Origin of the sequence: Protofrankia sp. Cas8 (assembly GCF_963555845.1) — a bacterium.
Classification (GTDB): Bacteria; Actinomycetota; Actinomycetes; order Frankiales; family Frankiaceae; genus Protofrankia.
The window spans coordinates 1-22,614 of the sequence record NZ_CAUVXI010000076.1; the positions used below are offsets into that span (position 1 = coordinate 1).

Annotated in this window: 11 protein-coding genes and 2 pseudogenes; 11 read left to right on the plus strand and 2 right to left on the minus strand. The window is 71.5% G+C overall.

Annotated features, from left to right (window positions below):
- From U9977_RS13070 to U9977_RS13115, 10 genes and pseudogenes are all read left to right on the plus strand, one after another.
- A pseudogene (locus U9977_RS13070) lies at window positions 1-2,186 on the plus strand (BREX system serine/threonine kinase PglW); the annotation flags it as partial.
- 83 nt (window positions 2,187-2,269) lie between these two features.
- On the plus strand, window positions 2,270-3,178 hold the full coding sequence (locus tag U9977_RS13075; RefSeq protein ID WP_322749518.1) for a DNA-processing protein DprA: 909 nt from the start codon (window positions 2,270-2,272) through the stop codon (window positions 3,176-3,178).
- A gap of 221 nt (window positions 3,179-3,399) precedes the next feature.
- Complete coding sequence (gene pglX / locus U9977_RS13080) at window positions 3,400-7,014, plus strand: BREX-2 system adenine-specific DNA-methyltransferase PglX (protein ID WP_322749519.1); 3,615 nt, start codon at window positions 3,400-3,402, stop codon at window positions 7,012-7,014.
- Between the two features lie 85 nt (window positions 7,015-7,099).
- On the plus strand, window positions 7,100-11,029 hold the full coding sequence (locus tag U9977_RS13085) for a phage resistance protein (RefSeq protein WP_322749520.1): 3,930 nt from the start codon (window positions 7,100-7,102) through the stop codon (window positions 11,027-11,029).
- 56 nt (window positions 11,030-11,085) lie between these two features.
- Complete coding sequence (gene pglZ, locus U9977_RS13090) at window positions 11,086-14,178, plus strand: BREX-2 system phosphatase PglZ (RefSeq protein ID WP_322749521.1); 3,093 nt, start codon at window positions 11,086-11,088, stop codon at window positions 14,176-14,178.
- 52 nt (window positions 14,179-14,230) lie between these two features.
- Window positions 14,231-15,580 (plus strand): BREX system ATP-binding protein BrxD, encoded by a 1,350-nt coding sequence (brxD, locus tag U9977_RS13095; protein WP_322749522.1) that lies wholly within the window; start codon window positions 14,231-14,233, stop codon window positions 15,578-15,580.
- Complete coding sequence (locus U9977_RS13100) at window positions 15,577-17,805, plus strand: DEAD/DEAH box helicase (RefSeq protein ID WP_322749523.1); 2,229 nt, start codon at window positions 15,577-15,579, stop codon at window positions 17,803-17,805. Before brxD ends, U9977_RS13100 begins: the two co-directional genes overlap by 4 nt.
- A 297-nt stretch (window positions 17,806-18,102) precedes the next feature.
- The gene (locus U9977_RS13105; protein WP_322749524.1) at window positions 18,103-19,245 is read left to right on the plus strand and encodes an acyl-CoA dehydrogenase family protein; all 1,143 of its coding nucleotides are present in this window, start codon (window positions 18,103-18,105) and stop codon (window positions 19,243-19,245) included.
- Between the two features lie 118 nt (window positions 19,246-19,363).
- The gene (locus U9977_RS13110) at window positions 19,364-19,483 is read left to right on the plus strand and encodes a hypothetical protein (protein WP_322749525.1); all 120 of its coding nucleotides are present in this window, start codon (window positions 19,364-19,366) and stop codon (window positions 19,481-19,483) included.
- 164 nt (window positions 19,484-19,647) lie between these two features.
- A pseudogene (locus tag U9977_RS13115) lies at window positions 19,648-19,800 on the plus strand (transposase); the annotation flags it as partial.
- Between the two features lie 140 nt (window positions 19,801-19,940).
- Here U9977_RS13115 and U9977_RS13120 read toward each other — a convergent pair.
- Window positions 19,941-20,132, minus strand: coding sequence for a hypothetical protein (locus U9977_RS13120; RefSeq protein ID WP_322749528.1), 192 nt, complete (start codon window positions 20,130-20,132; stop codon window positions 19,941-19,943).
- Between the two features lie 17 nt (window positions 20,133-20,149).
- Window positions 20,150-20,560, minus strand: coding sequence for an NERD domain-containing protein (locus tag U9977_RS13125; protein ID WP_322749526.1), 411 nt, complete (start codon window positions 20,558-20,560; stop codon window positions 20,150-20,152).
- 408 nt (window positions 20,561-20,968) lie between these two features.
- Here U9977_RS13125 and U9977_RS13130 point away from each other — a divergent pair.
- Window positions 20,969-22,614 (plus strand): TIR domain-containing protein (locus U9977_RS13130; protein ID WP_322749527.1); only part of this gene is annotated, 1,646 nt, incomplete at its 3' end.

Below are 22,614 nucleotides of genomic sequence, written 5' to 3' on the forward strand. Positions count from 1 at the left end.
CCGCGGGCGCCGGCGACGAGGAGGCCGCCCAGCAGGCCCGCGACCTGGCCGCCGCGGCGGCGACCGCCGACACGCCGCTGGAGGCCGCGGGCCTGTCGCCGCGGGCGGTCTCGGCCACGCACCGGCTGAACGCGACAACCGTCGGCGCGCTGCTGGCACTCGGCTCCAAGGAGATCATCAGCCTGCCGGGCACCGGTGCGAAGACCCGCCAGGAGCTGCAGTCCCGGATCCGGCAGTGGCGCCGCGCCCTCGCCACGGCCCCGGCCGCCGCCCCCGCCGGCATGCCGGCCCAGCCGACACCAGCCGGGCAGCAGCCGGCCGACACGCCGCCGACGACGGCGGACTACGCCCGCATGCCGGTCGAGGACCTCGTCGACCGGCTGCTCCCCCGTGCCCTGTCCGGTGGGCGCAACGCCACCGAGCGCGAGGCGACCCGCCTGCTACTCGGCCTGCCCGACGCCGCAGGCGCCCTGCCGGACCTGCCGCTGTGGGCGCCGCAGCTGCAGGTCGCCGAGCGGGTCGGGGTGACGCCGGGCCGGATCGCGCAGGTGCTGACCGCGCGGCGCAGGGCCTGGCACGCCGACGACGCGGTCCGTTCGGTGCACGACGAGCTGGTCGAGATCCTCGGCGACGCCGGCCGGGTGATGGGCTTCGACGAACTGGTCACCGCCGTGCTCGCCCGCCGCGGCAGCGCGCGGCGCTCGCAGGCCGAGCGCCGCGCGCTCGCCGCCGCCGCGGTCCGGGCCGCGCTGGAGACCATTGACCTCGACTCCGAACCGCGCCTGGCCCGCCGCAAGTTCTACGAACGGACGCTGGTCGCGCTGGAAGCCTTCGAGGACGACGGCCCGCTCACCCCGGCCGCGCCCGCGCTCTTCGAGTACGCCATCGCCCTGGGCAAAGCCGCGGACCGGCTCGCGCGGGCCGAGGAGCTGCCCGCCCCGGCGACCGTGCTGCGGGAGCTGGCCGCGGTCCGCGCCGTGCCGGCCGTCGGCGACGCCGACGACGAGGGCCTGGCAGACGGCGGCACCGGGGCCGCCGACGGGCTGGCCGGGCTGCCGGCGCTCGAGGCGCAGCGCCTCGTCCGGCTGGCCGCCGCCGCGTCGCGTACCGCCGCCGCCAACGCCCGCCTGGAGATCTACCCGTGCGACCTGGACCTCGTCCGGGCGCTGCGCCTGGCCCAGGCCGGCATGCTGCCCACCCGCCCGGCCGCGGTCCCGCCGTGGCCCGGCGGGCCGGACGAGCGGCCCGATCGGCCGTTGCTGGACGTCGCGACCATCCACGAGCGGGTGCAGAACCGCTTTCCGGGCCTCGCCACCGAGCTACCGGCGCACCCGGCGCTCGACGGCCCGCTGTCCACGGCCGGGTTCGTCCTCGAGTGGAACGCGGCCCGCGACGGCTACGTGCCGCCGCACGGCCTGCTCTCCTCGACCGGGCTCGGCTCGTGGGCGACGCCGATCGTCCGCCAGCCCACCGGCCTGGGCAGCCGGCCGGCACGCACAGTGTTCGACAGCCCCGACCGGGCGGCCGCGGCGCTCGCCGAGCAGCGGCTCGCCGCCGCCGCCGAAGCCGGTGGCTTTCGGGCGCTCACCGTCCGGCGCAACCACTACCTGGCCGCCCGCGCGGAACTGACCAGGCCGCAGCGGTTCGCCGCCGAACCGGTCGACGTCGCCGCCGTGTTCCTCGACGCGCTGCACGCCGAGGTCGACCCGCGGCCCAGGCCGACCTGGGCAACGATTCTGCGCGCCGACGCCGCCGAGCCGGGCAGCCGGGCGGCCGGCAACCTCGCCGAGTATGTTCGGACGGCCTGGGAACGGGCCGCGCCGCTGCTCGCCGAGCTGGTCGACGCCCCCGCCGGCCGCACCGGGCCCGGTCACGCTGGGCCCAGCGGCGTTGGGCCCAGTGGCCGGCCGGCGCCGCTGCTGCTGCACGACGCCGGCGTGTTCGGCCGCTACGACGGCTACGGGCTGGACGTGCTGTTCGCGCTCGCCGAGCGGGCCCGCGCCGGCGGCCGGCCGGTCTGGGTACTGTGCCCGACGACCGAGCCGACCCGGCCGCCGCGGCTCGACGGCGCCCTCGTCCAGATGGTGACCGAAAGCGAGTGGGTGGCGCTGCCGGACGCCTGGGTCACCAATCGGCACCGCGCCGCCGACACGGAAGAGACCGGCCTCGCAGGCAAGGCGTCCTGACAAGATGACGGGACGGACCTGCGGGCGCGCGGGGCCATGTGGTGGCTACCTGCCACGGCGCTCGCGTCCACTACGCTGACGGCGTGGCGGAGCCGAGCATCGAGGAGCAGGCAGAGCTCGTCGCACTGCTTCGAGAGCGGCCGCGCGGGCTCACCTGGCTCCAGCTCGCCGGTGCTGTCCTGGAGAACGGGAGCGTCGCGGCGGCGCGGGCACAGCTCGTCGCTGAAAGCCTCTTCGGCGACGACGACCACGCCACGCTGCTCAACGAAGCGCGAGGCGAGGTCCGTGGCTGGCATGCGGCCGGGATGGAGTTCCTCTCGATCGTCGACGAGCGCTATCCGGCCCGCGTCCGCGACATCCACGAGGCTCCCCCGTTTCTGTTTGCCCGCGGCCGCCTACTCGCCGACGACAGGGCCGTCTCCGTCGTGGGTTCGCGCAACGCGTCGGAGCGGGGCCTCCAGATGGCCCGGTCCATCGCTGACGCACTGGTCTCGATGGATCTCACCGTGGTCGCCGGTCTCGCGGCGGGAATCGACACCGCCGCTCATGAGACCACCCTTGCCCGCGGCGGACGCACCGTGGCCGTCATCGGTACTGGGATCAACAGGTGCTACCCGGCAGCCAACCGCGGACTTCAGGAGCGCATCACAAAGGCAGGGCTGCTGCTGTCGCAGTTCTGGCCGGACGCGCCGCCCCAGCGGCACAACTTCCCGATGCGCAACGCGGTGATGTCCGGCTTCGGCATCACCACGATCGTCGTTGAGGCGGGGGAACACAGCGGCGCTCGCGTCCAGGCCCGGATGGCGGTGCACCACGGCCGGCCCGTGATCCTGACCGATCTCGTCGTCAACAGCACCGAATGGGGCAGGGAACTCGTCAGTCGTCCCGACGTCTACGTCGCCTCGTCGATCACCGAGGTGAGAGCCGTGGTCGAAAAGCTCGCCGAACGTCCGAGCCAACTGGAAGCGGTTCTCAGCCAGATCACCGTCTGACTGACGAGGTCCCCGACTGTCAGCGGGCCACCGACGCTGGGGAGAAGACCGGGTTCGACGTCAGGATCGACCGCATCGTCGGCATCTGCGGCCGAGCCGGATGGTTGATGGCGGTGAGTGGATTCTTGGGCCCACCGCGTGGTGGCTAGTCTGCGTGCAACGGGCGGCGGTGACGCCGGCAGGGATCGGCGGCCCGGGACCAGTGTCGGGGGGAGACGTTCTTGATCAACCGGGTGGCGCTGCTGAAGGACACCCAGCGGCAGGTGAAGGCGTTGGAGAAGGACCTGCGCGCTCAGGTCGACGCGGTGCCCGAGGTCGGGACGCGGCTGCGGGCCGAGTACGACCGGGCGTTCGAGGTGGGCCGGACGGCGGCGACCTGGTCGGCGTGGCTGGGCGAGCGGGTCACCCAGGCGGCGGCCGCCTGGGTGCTGGGGACGGTGTTCGTCCGGTTCTGCGAGGACAACGGGCTGATCGGCGACCCGTACCTCGCCGGGCCGACGACCGCCCGGCTCACCCTGGCCGAGGAGCGGACCGAGGAGTTCTACCGCCGCCACCCGGACAAGACGGCGCGCGACTGGCTGCTGGCGGCGTTCGGTGAGATCGCGGCGGTGCCGGTCGGCGCCGGCCTGTTCGACGAGCGGCACAACGCGCTGTTCCAGATCCCGCTCTCGCACGACGCCGCCAAGGACCTGATCACCTTCTGGCGGCGACGCACCGAGGCGGGGACTCTGGTCCACGACTTCACCGACGACGCCTGGGACACCCGCTTTCTCGGCGACCTGTACCAGGATCTCTCCGAGGACGTTCGCAAGAAGTACGCACTGCTGCAAACGCCGGAGTTCGTCGAGGAGTTCATCCTCGACCTGACGCTGACCCCGGCGATCGAGGAGTTCGGCTTCGAAGCTGAAGATCTAAAGAACGTCAAGCTGATCGACCCGACCTGCGGCTCGGGCCACTTTCTGCTGGGCGCCTTCCACCGCCTGCTCGCCGAGTGGGAGAAGAACGCCCCCGACCGGGACGTCTTCGAGCGGGTCCGGCTGGCGCTGGACGCGATCCACGGCGTCGACATCAACCCGTACGCGGCGGCGATCGCCAAGTTCCGGCTGGTCATCGCAGCCCTGCGCTCCGCCGGGCTGATCACGTTGGACGCGGCTGCCGGCTATACGTTCCCGCTGCACGTGGCTGTCGGCGACTCACTGATCAAACACCGCCAGCTCGACCTGTTCGGCGAGGACCGCGACGAGCTAGCCGCGTTCGCCTACGCCACCGAAGACCTCGCCGACCACCCCGGCATCCTGGAAGAGGGCCGCTACCACGCCGTCGTCGGTAACCCGCCCTACATCACCGTCAAGGACAAGAAGCTCAACGAGCTGTACCGCGAGATGTACAGCGCCTGCTCGGGCAAGTACGCGCTGTCTATCCCCTTCGCTCAGCGCTTCTTCGAGCTGGCCAAACCCGCAGACCTAGAAGGACGGGGTGCGGGCCGCGTCGGCCAGATCACCGCGAACTCGTTCATGAAGCGCGAATTCGGCAAGAAGCTGATCGAGGATTTCTTCGCCTCCCATGTCGAGCTGACCCACGTGATCGACACATCGGGTGCTTACATCCCGGGCCACGGAACCCCAACGGTCATCCTGGCGGGACGGCGCAACCGGTGGAAGCGCCCCAGCACCGTCCGTGCCGTTCTTGGTATCCGGGGCGAACCATCCGTTCCAGAAATCCCCAGTCAAGGACTTGCGTGGAGTGCCATCATCAACCAGGTCGACAATCCAGGTTCGGAAAGCGAGTGGATCAGTGTGGCCGACACTGATCGTAATTCGTGGGCCCATCATCCGTGGAGTGTTGGCGGGGGCGGTGCGTCCGAACTCCAGGAAACGATCGAGCAGAGTGCTGCATGCCGACTCTCCGCACTCTCTTCCTCAATCGGCATCACTAGTTTCACGCTAGAGGACGACCTCTATCTGCTGTCGGGGCACAGTGCGCGCAGGCGCGGTATCGAGGCGGTCTGGACAAGGCCGATGGTTGTCGGAGATGCGATTCGCGACTGGGTCTGGGCTCCCGGCCAGGTGGCGATCTTCCCGTACGATGCCATGTTTACGCCCATTGATGTTAAGATCTCTCGGACCCTGTTTGCGTACATGTGGCACGGTCGGACAGTGATCTCGCGAAACCTCATGTTCGGCGGCAAGGCAAAGACCGAAAGCGGTTTGCGTTGGAGCGAGTATGGCCGTCTCACAGCAAGTAAGCTGCGCGTGCCGCTTTCGATCGTGCTCGCGTTCGTTGGCACCCACAGCCACTTCGTGCTCGATCGGGGTGGGAAGGTATTCAAGCAGACTGCGCCGGTTATTAAGCTGCCGGTGGGGGCGTCGGAGGAGGAGCATCTGCGGCTGTTGGGGGTGTTGAACAGCTCGACGGCGTGCTTCTGGCTCAAGCAGGTTGGCTACCCCAAGGGCGGCGATCCCATTGGTCAAGATGGCGCCCGGGTAAGCGCTGAGCAGTGGTCGGATCGATACGAGTTCACCGCTGGCAACCTGCAGGAGTTCCCGCTGCCGGCGGAGTATCCGTTGGAGCTGGCGCGGGAGCTGGATGGGCTGGCGCAGCGGCTGACGGCGGTGAGCCCGGCGGCGGTGGCGGCGGACGGGGTGGCGACGCGGTCCCGGCTCGCCGCGGCGCAGGCCGAGTGGGCGTCCACCCGGGCGCGGATGATCGCGTTGCAGGAGGAGCTGGACTGGCAGGTCTACCGGCAGTACGGGCTGCTCGCCGACGAGCTGACCCTGCCGATGGCCGACGTGCCCGAGATCAGGCTGGGTGAGCGGGCGTTCGAGATCGTGCTGGCGCGGAAGATCGCGGCCGGCGAGGAGACGTCCGAGTGGTTCACCCGACACGGCTCCACCCCGATCACCGAACTGCCCGCTCGCTGGCCCGCCGAGTACCGCGCGCTGGTGGAGAAGCGGATCGCCGTCATCGAGGCAGACTGGAACATCGGGCTGATCGAGCGGCCCGAGTACAAGCGCCGCTGGGCCACCGAAGGCTGGGACAAGCTGCAGGACGCGGCCCTCAAGGACTGGCTGCTCGACCGGCTGGAGGCCCACGAGCTGTGGTTCGCCGACGTCGACGGGATGGTCCAGCCCCGGCTGTGGACCACCGGGCGCCTCGCCGACGAGCTGGCCGCCGACGCGGACTTCGTCGCCGTCGCCGAGATCTACCGCCCCGGCGACGAGCTGGCGAAGGTCGTCGCCGCCCTCGTCGAGAGCGAGCACGTCCCGTTCCTCGCCGCCCTGCGCTACAAGGACTCCGGCCTGGTGAAGCGGGCCGACTGGGAGTCGGTATGGGAGCAGCAGCGCGCCGAGGACGCCGCGCCCACCGCGGAGGCCGCCAAGAAGATCCGCGACGCGATTCCCGTCCCGCCGAAGTACGCCCCGGCCGACTTCCGCAAGGCGTCCTACTGGAAGGCCCGCGGCAAGCTGGACGTCCCCAAGGAGCGGTTCATCTCCTACCCGCCGGCCGGCCCCGACAACGACCCGACGCTGCTCGTCGGCTGGGCGGGCTGGGACCACCGCGAGCAGGCTCAGGCGCTGGCGACGCTCATCGTCGAGCGGCAGGACAACCACGGTTGGGGCGCGGACCGGCTCACCCCGCTGCTCGCCGGCCTGCGCGAAGTCATGCCCTGGGTCCGCCAGTGGCACAACGAGGTGGACCCGCTCTACGACGGCTCCCCCGCCGAGGTCTACGACGCCTTCCTCGCCGAGGCGATGGGCCGGCACGCGCTGACTGCCGACGCCCTGACCGGCTGGCGCCCCCCGGCGGCCACCCGCGGCCGGCGAGGCGCGAAGTGACCGACCCGATACGTACGATCCGGACACGGATGGCCGCCGGGCCGCCCGCGCCACAGCACACGCACGACCGGACCCGAGGTGTTGCATGACCAGCCCGTCGCCCCAGCCGCTGCTGCGCGAGGTCATCGACATCCCGTTGCGGACGTCCGACAGCGATTTCGTCCTCAAGCTCACCGAGGGCGTCACCGACCCCGCGACCCTGCACAGCTACGTGGTGACCGACCGGCTCGTCGGGAACTTCGACGAGGCGCTCGGGCTGATCGCGCAGGCGGTGAGCACCGGGACGTCGAAGGGCGTCTACCTGCACGGCTCGTTCGGTTCCGGCAAGTCGCACTTCATGGCGGTGCTGCACGCGCTGCTGCGCGGCGAGCCGACCGCCCGCACACTCGACGACCGCCTGACGGACGTCATCGGCAAGCACGACGCGGAGCTGGCCGGCAAGAAGTTCCTGCTCGTCCCGTTCCACCTGCTGGGTGCCAAGTCGATCGAGCAGCGCGTCCTCGGCGGCTACGCCGACCACCTGCGCAGGCTGCACCCCGGCGCCCCCATCCCGGCGGTGCACCGGGCCGAGGCGCTACTGGACGAGGCCCGCAGCGTACGGGCCAAGGTCGGCGACACCACCTTCCTCGCCGAGCTGAACCGGGCCGGCTCGGGCGGCGGCGAGGAGGACGAGTGGGGCGACGACGCCTCCTGGACGCCCACCGAGCTGGACGCGGCGCTCGCCCCGAGCGCCACCCCGACCGGCAAGGCCCGCCGCCGGCTGGTCTCCGACCTGCTCTCGACCTGGTTCGCGAACACCTTCCGCGACCTGCGCGAGGACGCCGAGGGCTTCGTCTCCCTGGACGCCGGCCTCACCGAGATCGCCCGGCACGCCAAGGATCTCGGCTACGACGCGGTCATCCTGTTCCTCGACGAGCTGATCCTGTGGCTCGCGAACAACATGGGCGACCAGGCATTCGTCTCCCGCGAGGTCCAGAAGGTCACGAACTTCGTCGAGGGCGGGCTGGGTGCCCGGCCGATCCCGGTCGTCAGCTTCATCGCCCGCCAGCGGGACCTGCGGGAGCTGGTCGGCGAACAGGTCGCCGGCGACGTGCGCCTGTCCTTCCTCGACGTCCTCACCCTCGCCGACGGCCGGTTCGACAAGATCGTGCTGGAGGACCGCAACCTCCCGCTCATCGCCAACAGGCGTCTGCTGAAGCCGCTGAACGCCGGCGCCGAGGCGGCGATCGCGCGGGCGTTCGAGACGACGGCGAAGGTCCGCGCCGAGGTGTGGGACACGATGCTCGGCGGCAGCGCCCAGCTCGGCGCCGACCGGGACGCGTTCCGGCTCTCCTACCCGTTCAGCCCGGCGTTCATGGACACCCTCGTCCACGTCTCCGCTGCCCTGCAGCGCAACCGGACAGCGTTGAAACTCATGCGCCAGCTACTCGTCGACCACCGCGACGACCTGCGCCTCGGCCAGGTCGTGCCGCTCGGCGACCTGTGGGACGTCATCACCCGCGGCGCCGACACCCCGTTCACCGACGTCCTGAAGGCCGAGTTCGACGCGGCGCAGAAGCTCTACGCCCGCAAGCTGCGCCCCTACCTGCTCGACGCGGAAGGCCTCGACGAGGACACGCTGGCCCAGGCCCGCCGCGTGCAGGCCACCGGCGCCGGCGCCGGCGTCGACCCGGCGCTGGCGACCAAGGTCCGCCGGTTCACCGCAGACGACCGGCTGGTCAAGTCGTTGCTGCTCTCCGCGCTCGCGCCGAGCGTCCCGGCGCTGCGCAACCTGACACCTCGGCGGCTGTCGGCGCTCAACCACGGCAGCATCACCAGCCCGATCCCGGGCGGCGAGGCGGGGCTCGTCGGCAAGAAGGTCGAACGCTGGGCCGGCCAGTTCGGCGAGATCAAGTATATCCCGGTGGATGGCGGCGACCCAGGCGTCGGCCTGGAGCTCGTCGACGTCGAGGTCGACAGCATCCTCAACTCGGCCGTCGCCTACGACAGCGCCGGCAACCGACGCACCCTGGTGAAACGGCTACTCGTCGACGAGCTGGGCGTCACCGTCACCGGCGACGCCTACGGCGACCGGCTCGACCTCGTCTGGAAGGGCAGCAAGCGCACGTGCGAGGTCATCTTCGGTTCGGTCCGCGGCGCGGAGCTGCGCGACGACCAGCTCGCCCCGGTCGACTCGGAGTCCTGGCGGCTCGTCGTCGACTACCCGTTCGACGACACCGGCGACGGGCCGGTCTACGCCCGGGCGCGCGTCGAGCGGCTGCGCAGCGCGGGCGTCCAGCACCGTACCGTCTGCTGGATCCCCGCCGACCTGACCGCCGCACGGCTGGCCGACCTGGGGATGCTCGTCCGGCTCGACCATCTGCTTGCCGGCGGCGGGCACCGGTTCGACAGCCACGCCCAGCACCTGAACGCCGACGACCGCCAGCGCGCCCGCGGCGTGCTGAAGAGCCGCTACGACGCGTTGCTGACCAAGACCCGGACTGTGCTGCGCTCGGCCTACGGGCTCATGTCGAAAGACGAGCAGGACGTCAACGCCGGCTTCAGCGACCACCTGCGCGCGCTGTGGCCGGGGCTGAACCCGACGCTGCCGCTCGGCGCGTCGTTCCGGGACGCGGTCCGGCGCCTGCTCGGCGACCTGCTCGTCGACCAGTTCCCCGGCCACCCCGACCTCGACCCCGACCAGACCGGGGCGCCGGTCAGGCCGGCCGAGCTGAAGCTCGTCCTCGGCTACGTGACGAAGGCGGCCGAGGCGGACGGCGGTTCGGTGGAAGTCACCCGGGGCGACCGGATCCCGATGCGGCGGATCGCACCGGCGCTCGGGCTCGGCGTGATGCACGAGGTCCGCTTCGAGCTGGGCCGCGAGTGGGTCGACCACTTCACCCGCCGTGCCGCCCAGACGGCGGCTGACGGGTCCGGCCCGCCGGGCGCGGGCGGCTCGGGGCCGGGCGAGCTGCGGGTCGGCGACCTGCTGCGCTGGATCGACGAGCCGAAGCCGCGCGGCCTGGACGACAACGTCGCGCATCTGGTCATCGCCGCGTTCGCCGAGCAGACTGACCGGGCCTGGTACCGGTACGGCGGTCAGCTCGCGCCACCGCCCGAGCTGACCGCGATCACCCGGGACATGACGCTGCGCGAGCAGCCGCTGCCCACCCCGGCCGACTGGGAAGATGCCTGCGAGCGCGCCCAGCACCTCTTCGGGGTGCCGCGCCCGCCACTGCGGCGCGGCCGGCTGCTGCGCACCTTCGCCGAGGAGATCGTCGGGAAGGCGAAGCCCCGCTGGGCGGCGAGCCAGGAACTGGTCAGCGCCCTGGAGGCACACGCCGCCGACCTCGGCCTCGACCCGCGCACCGGGCTGGCCGCCGCGGCCGACGCGGGGAGCGGGGGCCGGCTGCGGACCGCGCGGGCCGCGCGCGACCTGCTCAGCGCGCTCGACGACCCCAGGGCCGGGGCGCAGGTCGTCGAGCGGCTCGCCCGGGCGGACCTGGCCGGCCCGGCGACGCGGCTCGCCGTCAGTATCAGCCGGGCCGCCGAGGTCACCACCGCGATCAAGGCGGCCCCGTGGGACGAGACTTTCGTCGTGATCGCCGGGTTGCCCGAGCCCTACCAGACCGCGGCCCGCGAGATCCTCGGGCGGATCCGCGCCGCCGGCGCCGCCGACGAGCTGACCACGCCGCTCGCCCCAGTGCTCAGCAGCGCCCGTGCCGACGCGACCGCCCTGCTCCGCCGCGCCACCACGGCGCCCGTCGCCCCCACCGTGTCTGTCGCCCCCACCGTGCCTGTCGCACCCACCATGTCTGTCGCACCCACCGTGCCTGTCGCACCCGCCGGTCATACCGAGCCCAAGCCCCGGGTCGCGGTCTCGCCGGTCGAGACCGTCCGCGTGGGAAGTGGCGCAAGCGCCGCACGGCAGTGGCGGGTTCGGGCCAGGGAGCTGGACCGGGCCCTCGCCGAGCTGCGCGCCCACGTCGGCGACCAGCCCGGCGAAGTCGAGATCATCTGGCGGCCTGCGCCGTGACCGTCCTGTCACCCCCGGGCGGCCCGGGCAGCGCGGCTGGTACTGCCGCTCCTCGGGTGACCCCGGCCGTCGTGCTGGGCCGGGTCGCCCGGCTGCGGCGCGCCGCGCACAGCGACCACGGCGGCGCGCCCCACGTCCTGCTGGTCCGCGCCCAGCCGGACTGGCCGGCGTCGGGGGAGCTGGATGCCGGCGGCCAGCCGGTCCGGGTGGTGCCGTGCGTGTCGCCGCTCGCCGTGCTCGAGGAAGTCACCCGCTGGGCGCGCGACCCGGTCGACGACGGCTGGCTGGTGCTGCTCACCGACGCCGACGAGGAGACGCTGGGCGACTCCGTCCTCGCGCAGGTTTACCGACAGCGGATCGACGTCATCGAACCGTGGCTCGCCGTGATGGAGGACTTCGGCGCCACCCAGGCCGACCCGCGGCTGCGCGCCCCCGAGTACCGCTGGGTCGCGCAGGCGCTGATGGAGGCCCGCCCCCCGGCCGGCTGGCCGCGCCGGCCCGGCGGCCTGCTCAGCCGGGAGAACGCGCTGGCAGAGCTGGCCGCCGTCCGGCTCGGCCTGACCGAGCTGGGCTTGGGCGCCGCCGACCTGGACATCGCCACCCTGCTGCGCTGGACGACGGCCCCCGGCGCGACCGAGGCGCTGCGCCGGCTCGGTGACGACGAGCGCGCCGGCCTCACCGCGTACCTGGTCGAGCGGACCGGCCGCGCCGGGCGGGCCCTGTTCACCCTGGTCAACGCCGGCAACGGCGAGCGGGCGCTCGCCATCGGACTGGTCTGTGACTGCCTATGGCCCCGGCACGCCCGTGACACCACCGGCATGCCGGCACCGGTCGCGGCGGACGTCGCTGCGGTCGAGCGGGCCAAGGTCCGGGTGGAGCGTTACTTCGGCGACGTTCGCCTCGATGACGCGACCATGCGTGCGTTCGCCGACACCGTCCACGAGGTGGTCGCGACGGCGCTGGCGGCGGCCCGCCCGGGCGCCAGCCGGCTCGGCCTCGACCCTGCCGGAGCCGCGTCGGCCACGCTGCACCCGGAGGATGCGCTCCCGGCACTGCTCGACGGTGCGGAGCGGCTGCTCGACAACGTAGACGCCCGGGCGGCCGGCGCCGTGAGTGACGTCCTGCGGGCCGGGTTCGACCACCGGTTGGCCGCCGTCGCCGCCACCGTCCGCGACGTTGTGACCGTCGCCGAGTCCGGGGTCGACCGCACGCTGCTCGGGCAGGCGGCACGCGACGTCGTGACCGCCGTCGGATCGCTGCGCGAGCACCTGCTGGCCGGCGTCTACCGTCCCGAGGTGGAGCGGGCCGCGATGGCCGCCCGGCTCGTTGGCTGGCTCGCCGCCCAGCCAACCGGTTCACTCACCGCCGGGCGACCCGCGGGCGGGCAGTGCCCCGGCCGGGAGCGGGCGGGCGAGCCGACGACGCTGGCCGGCGCCCTCGACGCCCACCTCGACGACGGCGCCTGGGCTGACATCGCGCTCGGCCACCTGGCCGCCGGCGACCCCGCGCCCGCGATCGGCGCGGCGTACAGCGACCTCTACCGGGTAGCGGCCTGGCGCCGCCGCGCCCTCGACGCCGCCTTCGCGCAGCTCCTCGCCCGGTGGACCGTGACCGCCAGACCGGCCGGCATGGCGGCGCCGGACGGCACGGCGGCGCCGGACGGGCCGCTGTGCGTCGAGGAAATCCTCGACCGGGTGGTCGCGCCGGTGGTGACCGCCCGCGGCGGCCGGGCGCTGCTCGTCGTGCTCGACGGGATGAGCGCCGCCGTCGCCGCCCAGCTCGCCGCCGAGCTGCGCCGCGACCGCTGGGAGGAGTGCGACCCGCTCGGCTCCCTCGGAGATAAGCCGGCCGGCCCCGCCCGGCGGCGGGCGGCCGTCGCCGTGCTGCCAACCGTGACCGCCACCTCACGGACGTCGCTGCTCGCCGGCCGACTACTCACCGGCGACAAGGCGAAGGAGAAGGCCGAGTTCGAGGGCCATCCGCGCTGGGGTAAGCGGGCTACCCGGCTGTTCCACCACTCCGACCTGGCCGGCCCGCCCGGCGCCGCGCTCGACGGGGAACTCACCGACGCGCTGACCTCAGACACCCCGCTGGTCGCGGTCGTGGTCAACACGATCGACGACACCCTCGACAAGGGTCGGCAGCGCGACGACGACGGCTGGAGCCTGGCCGACGTCGGCCGGCTGCGCACGGTGCTGGCCTACGCCCGGACCGCCGGGCGTGCAGTCATCCTGACCAGCGACCACGGCCATGTCGTCGACCACCGAGCCAAGGCGCTGGTCGCCGCGGACGCCGCGTCCGCCCGGCACCGCGTTCCCGGCTCGGGCGACGGCGAGTCTGGGGACGGCGAGTCTGGGGACGGCGAGGTGGCGCTTGCCGGGCCACGGGTGCTCGCGCCGGGCGGGCGGATCGTCGCGCTCTGGGACCCGGCTCTGCGCTACCTGGGCCGCAAGGGCGGCTACCACGGCGGCGCGTCGCCGGCCGAGGTGACGGTGCCCGTGCTCGCGTTCCTGCCGTTCCGCCTCTCCGCGGCGTCGACGAGCCGCGACCTGCCGCCCGGCTGGCGCCCGCTGCCCGACCAGCGCCCGCGGTGGTGGTCGCTGGAGTCGACGGACCTCCTCGGCGGACTCGGCGGTGGTGACACCGTGCTGGTCGGGCGGCGCGCCGTCACCGCCCCGGCCGAGGAGGCGGGGAAGGCAACGTTGCTCCCCCGCAAACGGCGCAAGCCCGCGGAGGAGCAGACCGGCCCGGCGCTGTTCGAGCTTCCCGCCGAGGCGGCCGCTGGTCCGGCGGCTGCGGCTGCGGCTGCGGCGACGGCCGGCAACCGCGAGGACCCGGTCGACCTCCTCGTCGCCGGGCTGCTCGCGTCCGAGCTGTTCCGGTCCCAGCTCGACGGGCTGGCCCGCAAGGTGCCGGTGGAGAAGGTCGAGGCGGCGGTGCGGGCGCTGCTCGGCGCGAACGGCACCCTGGCGACGAGCGTCGTCGCCGAGCGGGCCGGCGAGCGTCCGGCGCGGGCCGGCGGCTTCGCCGTGACCCTGCAGCGCCTTTTCAACATTGACAACTACCCTGTGCTGGAGCCGATCGACGACGGCCACACCCTGCGCCTCAACGCCGACCTGCTGCGCGCCCAGTTCGGGCTGACCGCATGACCGGCCCCGCTGCCGGGCCGGCCGCGCGGCAAGCGGCTGCGGGGAGGCGGCCGTGAGCGGCGAGGCCGGCCAGGTCAGCGCGGCCCGGCGGAGGGACGTGCTGGACGCTCTGCGGCGCGGCGCGGTGCCGGCGGCCGGGCTGGACCTGCTCGCGGTCGGGCTGGACCGGTTCGAGCGCGCCGCTGCCGAGGACCTGGCCACCGTCGCCGCCGGCGGGTCGGTGTTCAAGGCGGTCCGCGGCGAGTACGGCTCCGGGAAGACATTCTTCACCCGCTGGCTCGCCGAACAGGCGAAGAAGGCAGGCCTCACGACCGCCGAGGTGCAGATCTCGGAGAACGAGACCCCGCTGCACAAACTGGAGACCGTCTACCGCCGGCTGACCGAGCGGCTGACCACCGCGACGTTCCCACCGAGCGCGCTGCGGCAGGTCGTCGACGGCTGGTTTTACGCGCTGGAAGAGGACATCCTCGCCACCGACGAGACAACGGGCGACGAGACAACGGGCGACGACGCCGCGGCGCTCGATCGGGCCGTCGACGAGCTGGTCGACCGGCGACTCGCCGAGGTCGGCCGGACGGCGCCCGCGTTCGCGGCGGCGCTGCGTGGCTACCGGGCGGCGCTGGCCGCCGGCGACGAGGCGACGGCGGCGGCGGTGCTCGCCTGGCTCGGCGGGCAGCCGCACGTCGCAGCCAGCGCCCGCCGGGCCGCCGGGGTGCGCGGCGATCTGGACCATTTCGGGGCACTTGGCTTCCTGCAGGGGCTGCTGGTGGTGCTGCGCGACAGCGGCTTCCGCGGCCTACTCCTCGTCCTCGACGAAGTCGAGACCCTGCAGCGGGTCCGGTCCGACGCGCGGGACAAGGCGCTGAACGCGCTGCGCCAGCTCATCGACGAGGTCCACAGCGGCCGCTTCCCCGGCCTGTTCCTCGTCATCACCGGAACGCCGGCCTTCTATGACGGCCCACAGGGGGTGCAGCGGCTCGCGCCGCTCGCGCAGCGGCTGGCGACCGACTTCACCGCCAACCCGAAGTTCGACAACCCCAGAGCCGTGCAGCTGCGGCTGGCCGGGTTCACCGAGGCGTCGCTGGTCGAGCTCGGCGGACGGGTCCGGGACCTGTACGCGGCCGGTTCGTCGGGCAATGCGGCCGGGCGGATCGAGAAGCTCGTCGACGACGTCTATCTCGGGGAGCTGGCCGGGGCGGTCGCCGGGCGGCTCGGCGGAAAGGTAGGCGTCGTGCCCCGGCTGTTCCTGAAGAAGCTCGTCGGGGACGTGCTCGACCGGGTCGACCAGTTCGACGACTTCGCCCCCCGGCGCGACTACCCGCTGACCATCGGCGCAGCTGAAATGACCGACCTGGAACGCAACGCCGCCCGCGCCGACGACATCGACCTGGACCTGGAGTGACCGTCGAGCCGGAGGCGCCAGCCGCCGACGCGGCGGATCTGCTGCATCCGGTGGTGTTACACCACATCGCGAACACTTTGCAGTGGCCGGGGCTGCGGCCGTTGCAGGAGGAGGCGGTCGCGCCGCTGCTCGCCGGTTCGGACGCGCTGCTGCTCGCGCCGACCGCCGGAGGGAAGACCGAAGCGGCGACGTTCCCGATCCTGTCGCGGATGGCGGCCGAGAACTGGCAGGAGACGTCGGTCCTGTATCTTTGTCCGTTGAAGGCGCTGCTGAACAACCTGATGCCCCGGCTGGAAACCTACACCGGCTGGCTCGGACGCCAGGCCGCTGTCTGGCACGGCGACGTGACCGAAGGCCGGCGCAACCGGATCCGCCGCGAACGGCCCGACGTCCTGCTCACCACGCCCGAGTCACTGGAAGCGATGCTCGTCAGCGTCCGCACCGACCATCGCGGCTTCTTCGCCGGCGTCCACGCCGTGATCGTCGACGAGGTCCACGCGTTCGCCGGCGACGACCGTGGCTGGCACCTCCTCGCCGTCCTGGAGCGGCTGCGCCGGATCATCGCCGCCGAACAGGTAGCCGATGTTTCCTGGGAGCTCCAGGTCATCGGCCTGTCGGCGACTGTCGGGAACCCGGCCGAGTTGCTGCGCTGGCTGCAGGGTTCGGGCGCGGGCCGGCGCCCGGCGCAGGTCGTCGCGCCGGACCTGCCGGCCGCGCTTTCCCGGCGGTCTCCCCCGGCCACGGCCACGACCCCCGTGGCCGGGGGTGTGGCACCCGGGCCGTCCACGCCGCCGCTGAGCGAGATCGAGCTGGACTACGTTGCCTCAGTGCCGAACGCGGCAAAGGTGCTGGCCGCCCTGCACCGGGGCGAGAAGCGGCTCGTGTTCTGCGACTCGAAGAAGATCGTCGAGGAGCTTGGTCAGGCGCTGCGTTCCCTCGGGGTGGCGACGTTCCTCTCGCATGCGTCGCTGTCTGTCGATGAGCGGCACCGATCTGAGGAGGCCTTCACCCAGGCCCGGGACTGCGTGATCGTCGCCACCAGCACGCTGGAGCTGGGCATCGACGTCGGCGACCTCGACCGGGTCATCCAGATCAACGCTCCGGGAACCGTCGCATCGTTCCTGCAGCGTCTCGGCCGTACAGGCCGCCGGGCGGGTACGACCCGCAACTGCCTGTTCCTCGCCCTGAACGAGAGTGCGCTTGTGCATGCCGCCGGGCTGTTGTTGCTGTGGGGCCGCGGCTGGGTGGAGCCGGTCGTCGCCCCGCCGGAGCCACGGCACATCGTCGCCCAGCAGCTGCTCGCGTACTGCCTTCAGGAGAACCGGGTCGGCGACCGGACCTGGGTGGACGAGTGGAACGGCCTCGCGCCCTTCGACCGTTCGGCGGAGCCGATCGTGCGCCACCTCGTCCGCATGGGTTACCTGGACTCCGACGGCGGCATGCTGTTCGTCGGCCCGGAGGCGGAGCGCCGCTTCGGCCACCGGCACTTCTCCGAGCTGACCGCGGTCTTCACCGCGGCGCCCGAGTTCACCGTCCTCAACGGCCGCGACGAGATAGGCCGCACGGACCCGGTCCTGCTCACCGACCCGGTCGAGGGCCCGCGGCTGCTGCTGCTCGCCGGTCGCAGCTGGCGGGTCACCCACATCGACTGGAAACGCCGCCGCTGTTTCGTCGAGCACGCCGAGGGCGGCGGCCGGGCCCGCTGGCTGACCCCTGCCGACGGCGCCATGTCCTTCGAGCTGACCAGAGCGATGCGGGAGGTCCTGCTCGGCGCCGACCCGCCGGTCCCCCTCACCCGCCGAGCGACGGAACGGCTCGCGGTCGTCCGCGAGAACCACCTCAACGTCGTCCACCCGGGCGGCACGATGATCGTCCGAACGGAAGACCTGACCGACGTCCGTTGGTGGACCTGGGCCGGCGAACGCGCCAACCGCGCCCTCACCGCGAGCCTCGGCGACCTCGCCGACCCCCTCCAGGCCCCGACCGCCTCCTACCTGCGCCTGCGCACCGACCTGACCCCGCCCAGGTGGAAGGCAGCGACCGCGGACCTGGAGTCCCGCCTCTGTCTCCCCCACGTCACCGACGAGGCCCTGGCCGGCCTCAAGTTCAACACCGCACTCCCCCCGCGCCTGGCCGAGGCCACCCTCGCCACCCGCCTCGTCGACCTCCCCGCCGCCACCACCGTCCTGCGCGAGCCCGTCCGGTTCGCCACCCTGGGAACCTGACCGATCTCGACGGAACCGTCCGAGAACCGGCACCGTCCGAGAACCGGCACCGTCCGAGAACCGGCACCGCACGCCGGCTGCGGACCATTCAGCTCCCGTACGACACCAGACCCAGGCTGCCGGGCCGGGCTGACGACCTGGTCGCGGTCTTTCGGCCCTGCGCCGAGCAGACCCGGCGGGAGGACGGCGCCCGCGCCGAAGGCCCCGCGCCGAGACGCGACAGATGCTCGGGATCAGTCTGGTTTGCGTACCCTGAATCGCGGGGTTCCGCGATTCAGGGTGGGTCGAGGAGGCGGTATGGGTTCGGCAGGCTTCGATTCCGAACACGAGCAGTTCCGTGATCTGGTCCGGCAGTTCGTGGCCCGCGAGATCGTCCCTCACCAGCAACGGTGGGAGGAAGCCGGCATCGTCGACCGGTCGCTGTATCTGGCCGCCGGCAAGCAGGGCGTGATCGGCTTCAACGTCCCGGAAGAGTTCGGCGGCGGTGGCGTGGACGACTTCCGGTACAACGCGATCGTCACCGGGGAGCTCGCCCGGGCCACGTCCGGCCCCCCGGCGCTGAGCCTGCACAACGACATCGTCGCGCCCTACTTCATCCGGCTGGCCACCCCGGAGCAGAAGAAGCGCTGGCTGCCGGGCTTCGCGTCCGGAGAACTGATCGGTGCCATCGCGATGAGCGAGCCGGGCGCCGGCAGCGACCTCGCCGGCATCCGCACGAGCGGCGTGCGCGACGGCGACGACTGGATCGTCTCGGGCACCAAGACGTTCATCTCCAGCGGGATCAACGCCGACCTCGTGATCGTCGTGGCCCGTACCGACCCCGCCGCCGGCCACAAGGGCTTCAGCCTCCTGGTGGTCGAGCGTGGCATGCCCGGGTTCACCCGCGGCCGCAAACTCGACAAGATCGGCCAGCGGGCGCAGGACACCGCCGAGCTGTTCTTCGACGAGGTGCGCGTCCCGGCGGCGAACGTGCTGGGCGAGGTGGGACGCGGGTTCTACCACCTCATGCACAACCTGCCCGACGAGCGGCTGTCGATCGCGGTCGCCGGCGTCACGGGTGCTCGCACCGTCTTCGACGCGACGCTTGAGTACGCCAAGCAACGCACCGCCTTCGGCCAGCCCATCGGCACGTTCCAGCACAACCGCTTCCTGCTCGCCGAGATGGACACCGAACTCGACATCGCCGAGACGTTCATCGACGCCTGTCTGGCCCAGTCCGCGCGCGGCGAGCTGACCGCGGAACGGGCGGCGAAGGCCAAGTGGTGGGTCACCGAGTTGCACAAGAGGGTGGTCGACGCCTGCGTTCAACTGCACGGCGGCTACGGCTACATCCTGGAGTACCCCGTCGCCAGCGCATACCGCGACGTCCGGATCACGACCATTTACGGCGGCACGACCGAGATCATGAAGGAGATCATCGGGAAGTCCCTCGGCGTCTGACCGGCCCACGCCGGCAGGATCAGGACGGCCCGTTCCAGCATGCTTGTGCGCCCGCGAGCGGGATCGACGCCCGGTCGATCCTGGTCGAGGTCGGCCGCCGGGCCATGGTCGGCGGGCCATGGTCGGCGGGCCATGGTCGGCGGGCCATGGTCGGCGGGCCATGGTCGGCGGACAGGAGGACCTGATCGTCGACGTCGCCCACCACCGTGAGCGGATCGCCGCCGTCCTCGGTTGGTAGCCACCGGTCACTGATGCAAACCGGGCAGATAACCGGCCCAGCACGAGTGGATGGTTGACATACATTTTCCGCCCGAAAACCGACGTCTCCTGACGTCGTCCTTCCACTCGTCGCACCGAACGGAATGCGGATCAAGGAGTAGGGCTGGGGCGGATGCGTCGCGAGGCGCAGCCTGGCAGCGTTGCCGGGTCCGATTTCGGCGTAATGTTGCTGTCCGGGTGCCCAAGCAGGCCGCGGAGATGGTCGCCGCTACGATTCGCACGATCGTCGCTCAGCCCACCGCCGAGTTGGTTCGTGCCCAGGGCGATGTCGTCGCCGAGCACTGCGCCTCGCCACCGGCCAACCCGCACCGCGTCGGCAAGCCACTCCAGCTCCAACTCCCCGGACTCCACAGCGCGCGACGCGGCGACTACCGCTTCATGTACCACGTTGACACCGACCATCACCGGGTAGGTTCTTATGCGGCTTCAGCAGGCTCAACTATGTCGAGCGGGAAGGTGCCGGTGACGGGGTCGGCGCCAGGAATATGCAGCTCAATGGTGACCTGGGGGCCGCTTCCTTCGTTGTATGCGTTACGGACCACACCCTTCACGGTGGTCAGGCCGAAGGGAATGCGGACATGGTCACCAGCAACCGGCAGTGTCTGCATCGTATGCTTCCTCCTCGTCACCAGGGTCGCGGCGGGCCGAGGGTCGCCTCGATGACCGGGTTGTCGGCGGGGGCACGATGTGTCTGCCGCCACGTGCCCGCATCGCCCACGAGTACTCCGGACCACGACTTGATCTCTAAGATGACGATGCCGGCAGGGGTGACGAGCAGCAGATCGATCTCGTTGACCGAACCGGCGGTGCCGAGGAACTCCGCGTTCGCCCAGGCCCGGAACGGATCTCTGTTCGGCAGCAGCGTCCTGAGATACCCCAGGGCCGCCCGCTCCCAGGCGAACTCGGACGGCGTGCACTGCTTCCAGCGCTGATCATCCACCCGAACCCCCGCAGCATCCCCTGAGGCCTCCGGGCGAGACGGCTTCGCCATCGCGCGTCGCCCATTGGCCAGCCAGATCACCGTCCGTACAAACATGTAAGAGTAGTGCACCCTGTGTTGCCGATAGGCAACCAGGCAGCTGATGATCTTTACTCAGCCGTTGGAATCTTCGACCCGGATGGAGCGACGCCGAACGTGGCGGCACCAGCCAACAGCGCCTCAGCCCGAGCCCGTCCCGCAGCATGCCCAAGCCCCATCACACCGGACTGAAGATCCAATCACTTCGGCACAAAAAGCCGTCCGGACGGGCAGGCTACGAAATCCACCGATCGGACGTGATTGGCAACAGTCGTGACGACGGTCATCAACAGTGCCGTCGACACCATGACCATGCGGCTTTGAAGATCTCAGAAACGATGACGCTCGGTAATATCCACTACTCTGTGCCAGTGGGACTATGCACGACGCCACGATATGCTTCACTTCTGGCCGGACGGGGGCGACATGGACAACAGGATGGACTTCTTCCTCAGTTACACCACAGCGGACCAGCGTTGGGCCGAGTGGATCGCGTGGCAACTGGAGGACGCGGGTTACACGGTCGGACTGCAGCAATGGGATTTCACCGCCGGCGAAAACTTTATCTCTCGGATGCATACCGCGCTCACCAACACGGATAAGGTCATCGCGGTAGTTTCTCCAGCCTATATCCGGTCTGCGGCGGCGATGTCCGAGGCCTCGGCAGGGATCCAAAACAAGAAACTGATCCCTGTCCGGGTACAGCCCGTGGAGACGCCAGCGGCGTTTGCCGGTTTGGTCTGGGTCGACCTCGCGGGGACCAGTGACGCGGCGGACGCACGGGAGCGTCTTCTCCGCGCCGTCCAGGGAGGACGGCGTAGACCTCGTGGCGTGCCGGTGTTCCCCGGCTCCGCGGTCGGACGAGAATCGGACCACAGCCCGCGTTTCCCTCAGAACGGAGACCAGCTCGACAGCCTCGGCCGCGAGGACGGTGAACGCGCGCCGGGTCCACGAGCCCTCCTCGTGCATGCATCCGGCGACGCCACCTTCGCGGTCGAGTTAGCGGACTCGCTGCGGACGCTCCTGGTGGAGGGGGTGTTATCGGGGGTCGACATGCACCCGGTCCAGCAACCCCTCGAGGAAGACAGCGGGCTGCGGATAGCCACCGGCGTGCGGGAGGCAGAAGTCGCGTTGCTGCTGGTCAGCCGTGATCTGCTGGCGACGGAGTACGGCTCGTCTCGAGATATGAACGTGCTTCTCCGCCGCCACGAGGACCGCCAAGCCGTGGTGCTACCGGTCCTGGTGCGCGCGACGTCCTGGGAACACCAGTCCTTCGGGCGCCTTACCCTGCTGCCCTCCGACGGTGTTCCCGTCACCCGGTGGGCCAGCCGGGACGAGGCTCTCAAGAATATCATCGACGGCATCCGACTCGCAGTATCGGGCCTGCGTGGCGCCGCGGTCGATCCGGGCATCGATCACGGACGCTTCTCGGCCGAGCGGGAGGAGCGCGAGTTGGGCGAGGTGTTCAAGCCCGCCGGCGTACCGACACTGACCTTCGTCGAACCAGACGATTTCATCGAGTTCCGGCTGGCACTACGCCAACCTGGGCTCGGCATCGTCCTGGAAGGGCCGTCCGGGATCGGTAAGACAACCATGCTGCGGCACGCCGTGTCCCAGGACTGCGACCGTCTCGGGCCGGTGCGGATCCTCAGTGCCCGCAATCCCGCCCACCTCGCTGAGATCAGCCGGCTGCCTGAGGGCCATGAGGGAGTTGTCGCGGTGGACGACTTTCACCGGTTGCCGGTCGAGACTCGGGACCGCCTCGCCGACTACCTGAAGTTGCTCGCTGACGACGAGCGTCCGGCGGGCAAGCTCGTGGTGGTGGGGATCCCTGGCACGGCGCTGAGTCTGGTAACGGTGGGAACCGACGTGGCGACCCGCATTCGGGTGTTCCGGCTTGGCCGCGCCACCGAGAGCCTCATCCTTCAGATGATAGAGAAGGGCGAGGTCGCTCTCCACCTTCGCTTCGACAACCAGGCCGAGATCTGCCTGGCGGCAATGGGAAGCCTGCTCACGGCGCAGATGCTGTGCTGGCATCTGACGATGATGGCCGGTATCGAGCGGACAGTGGA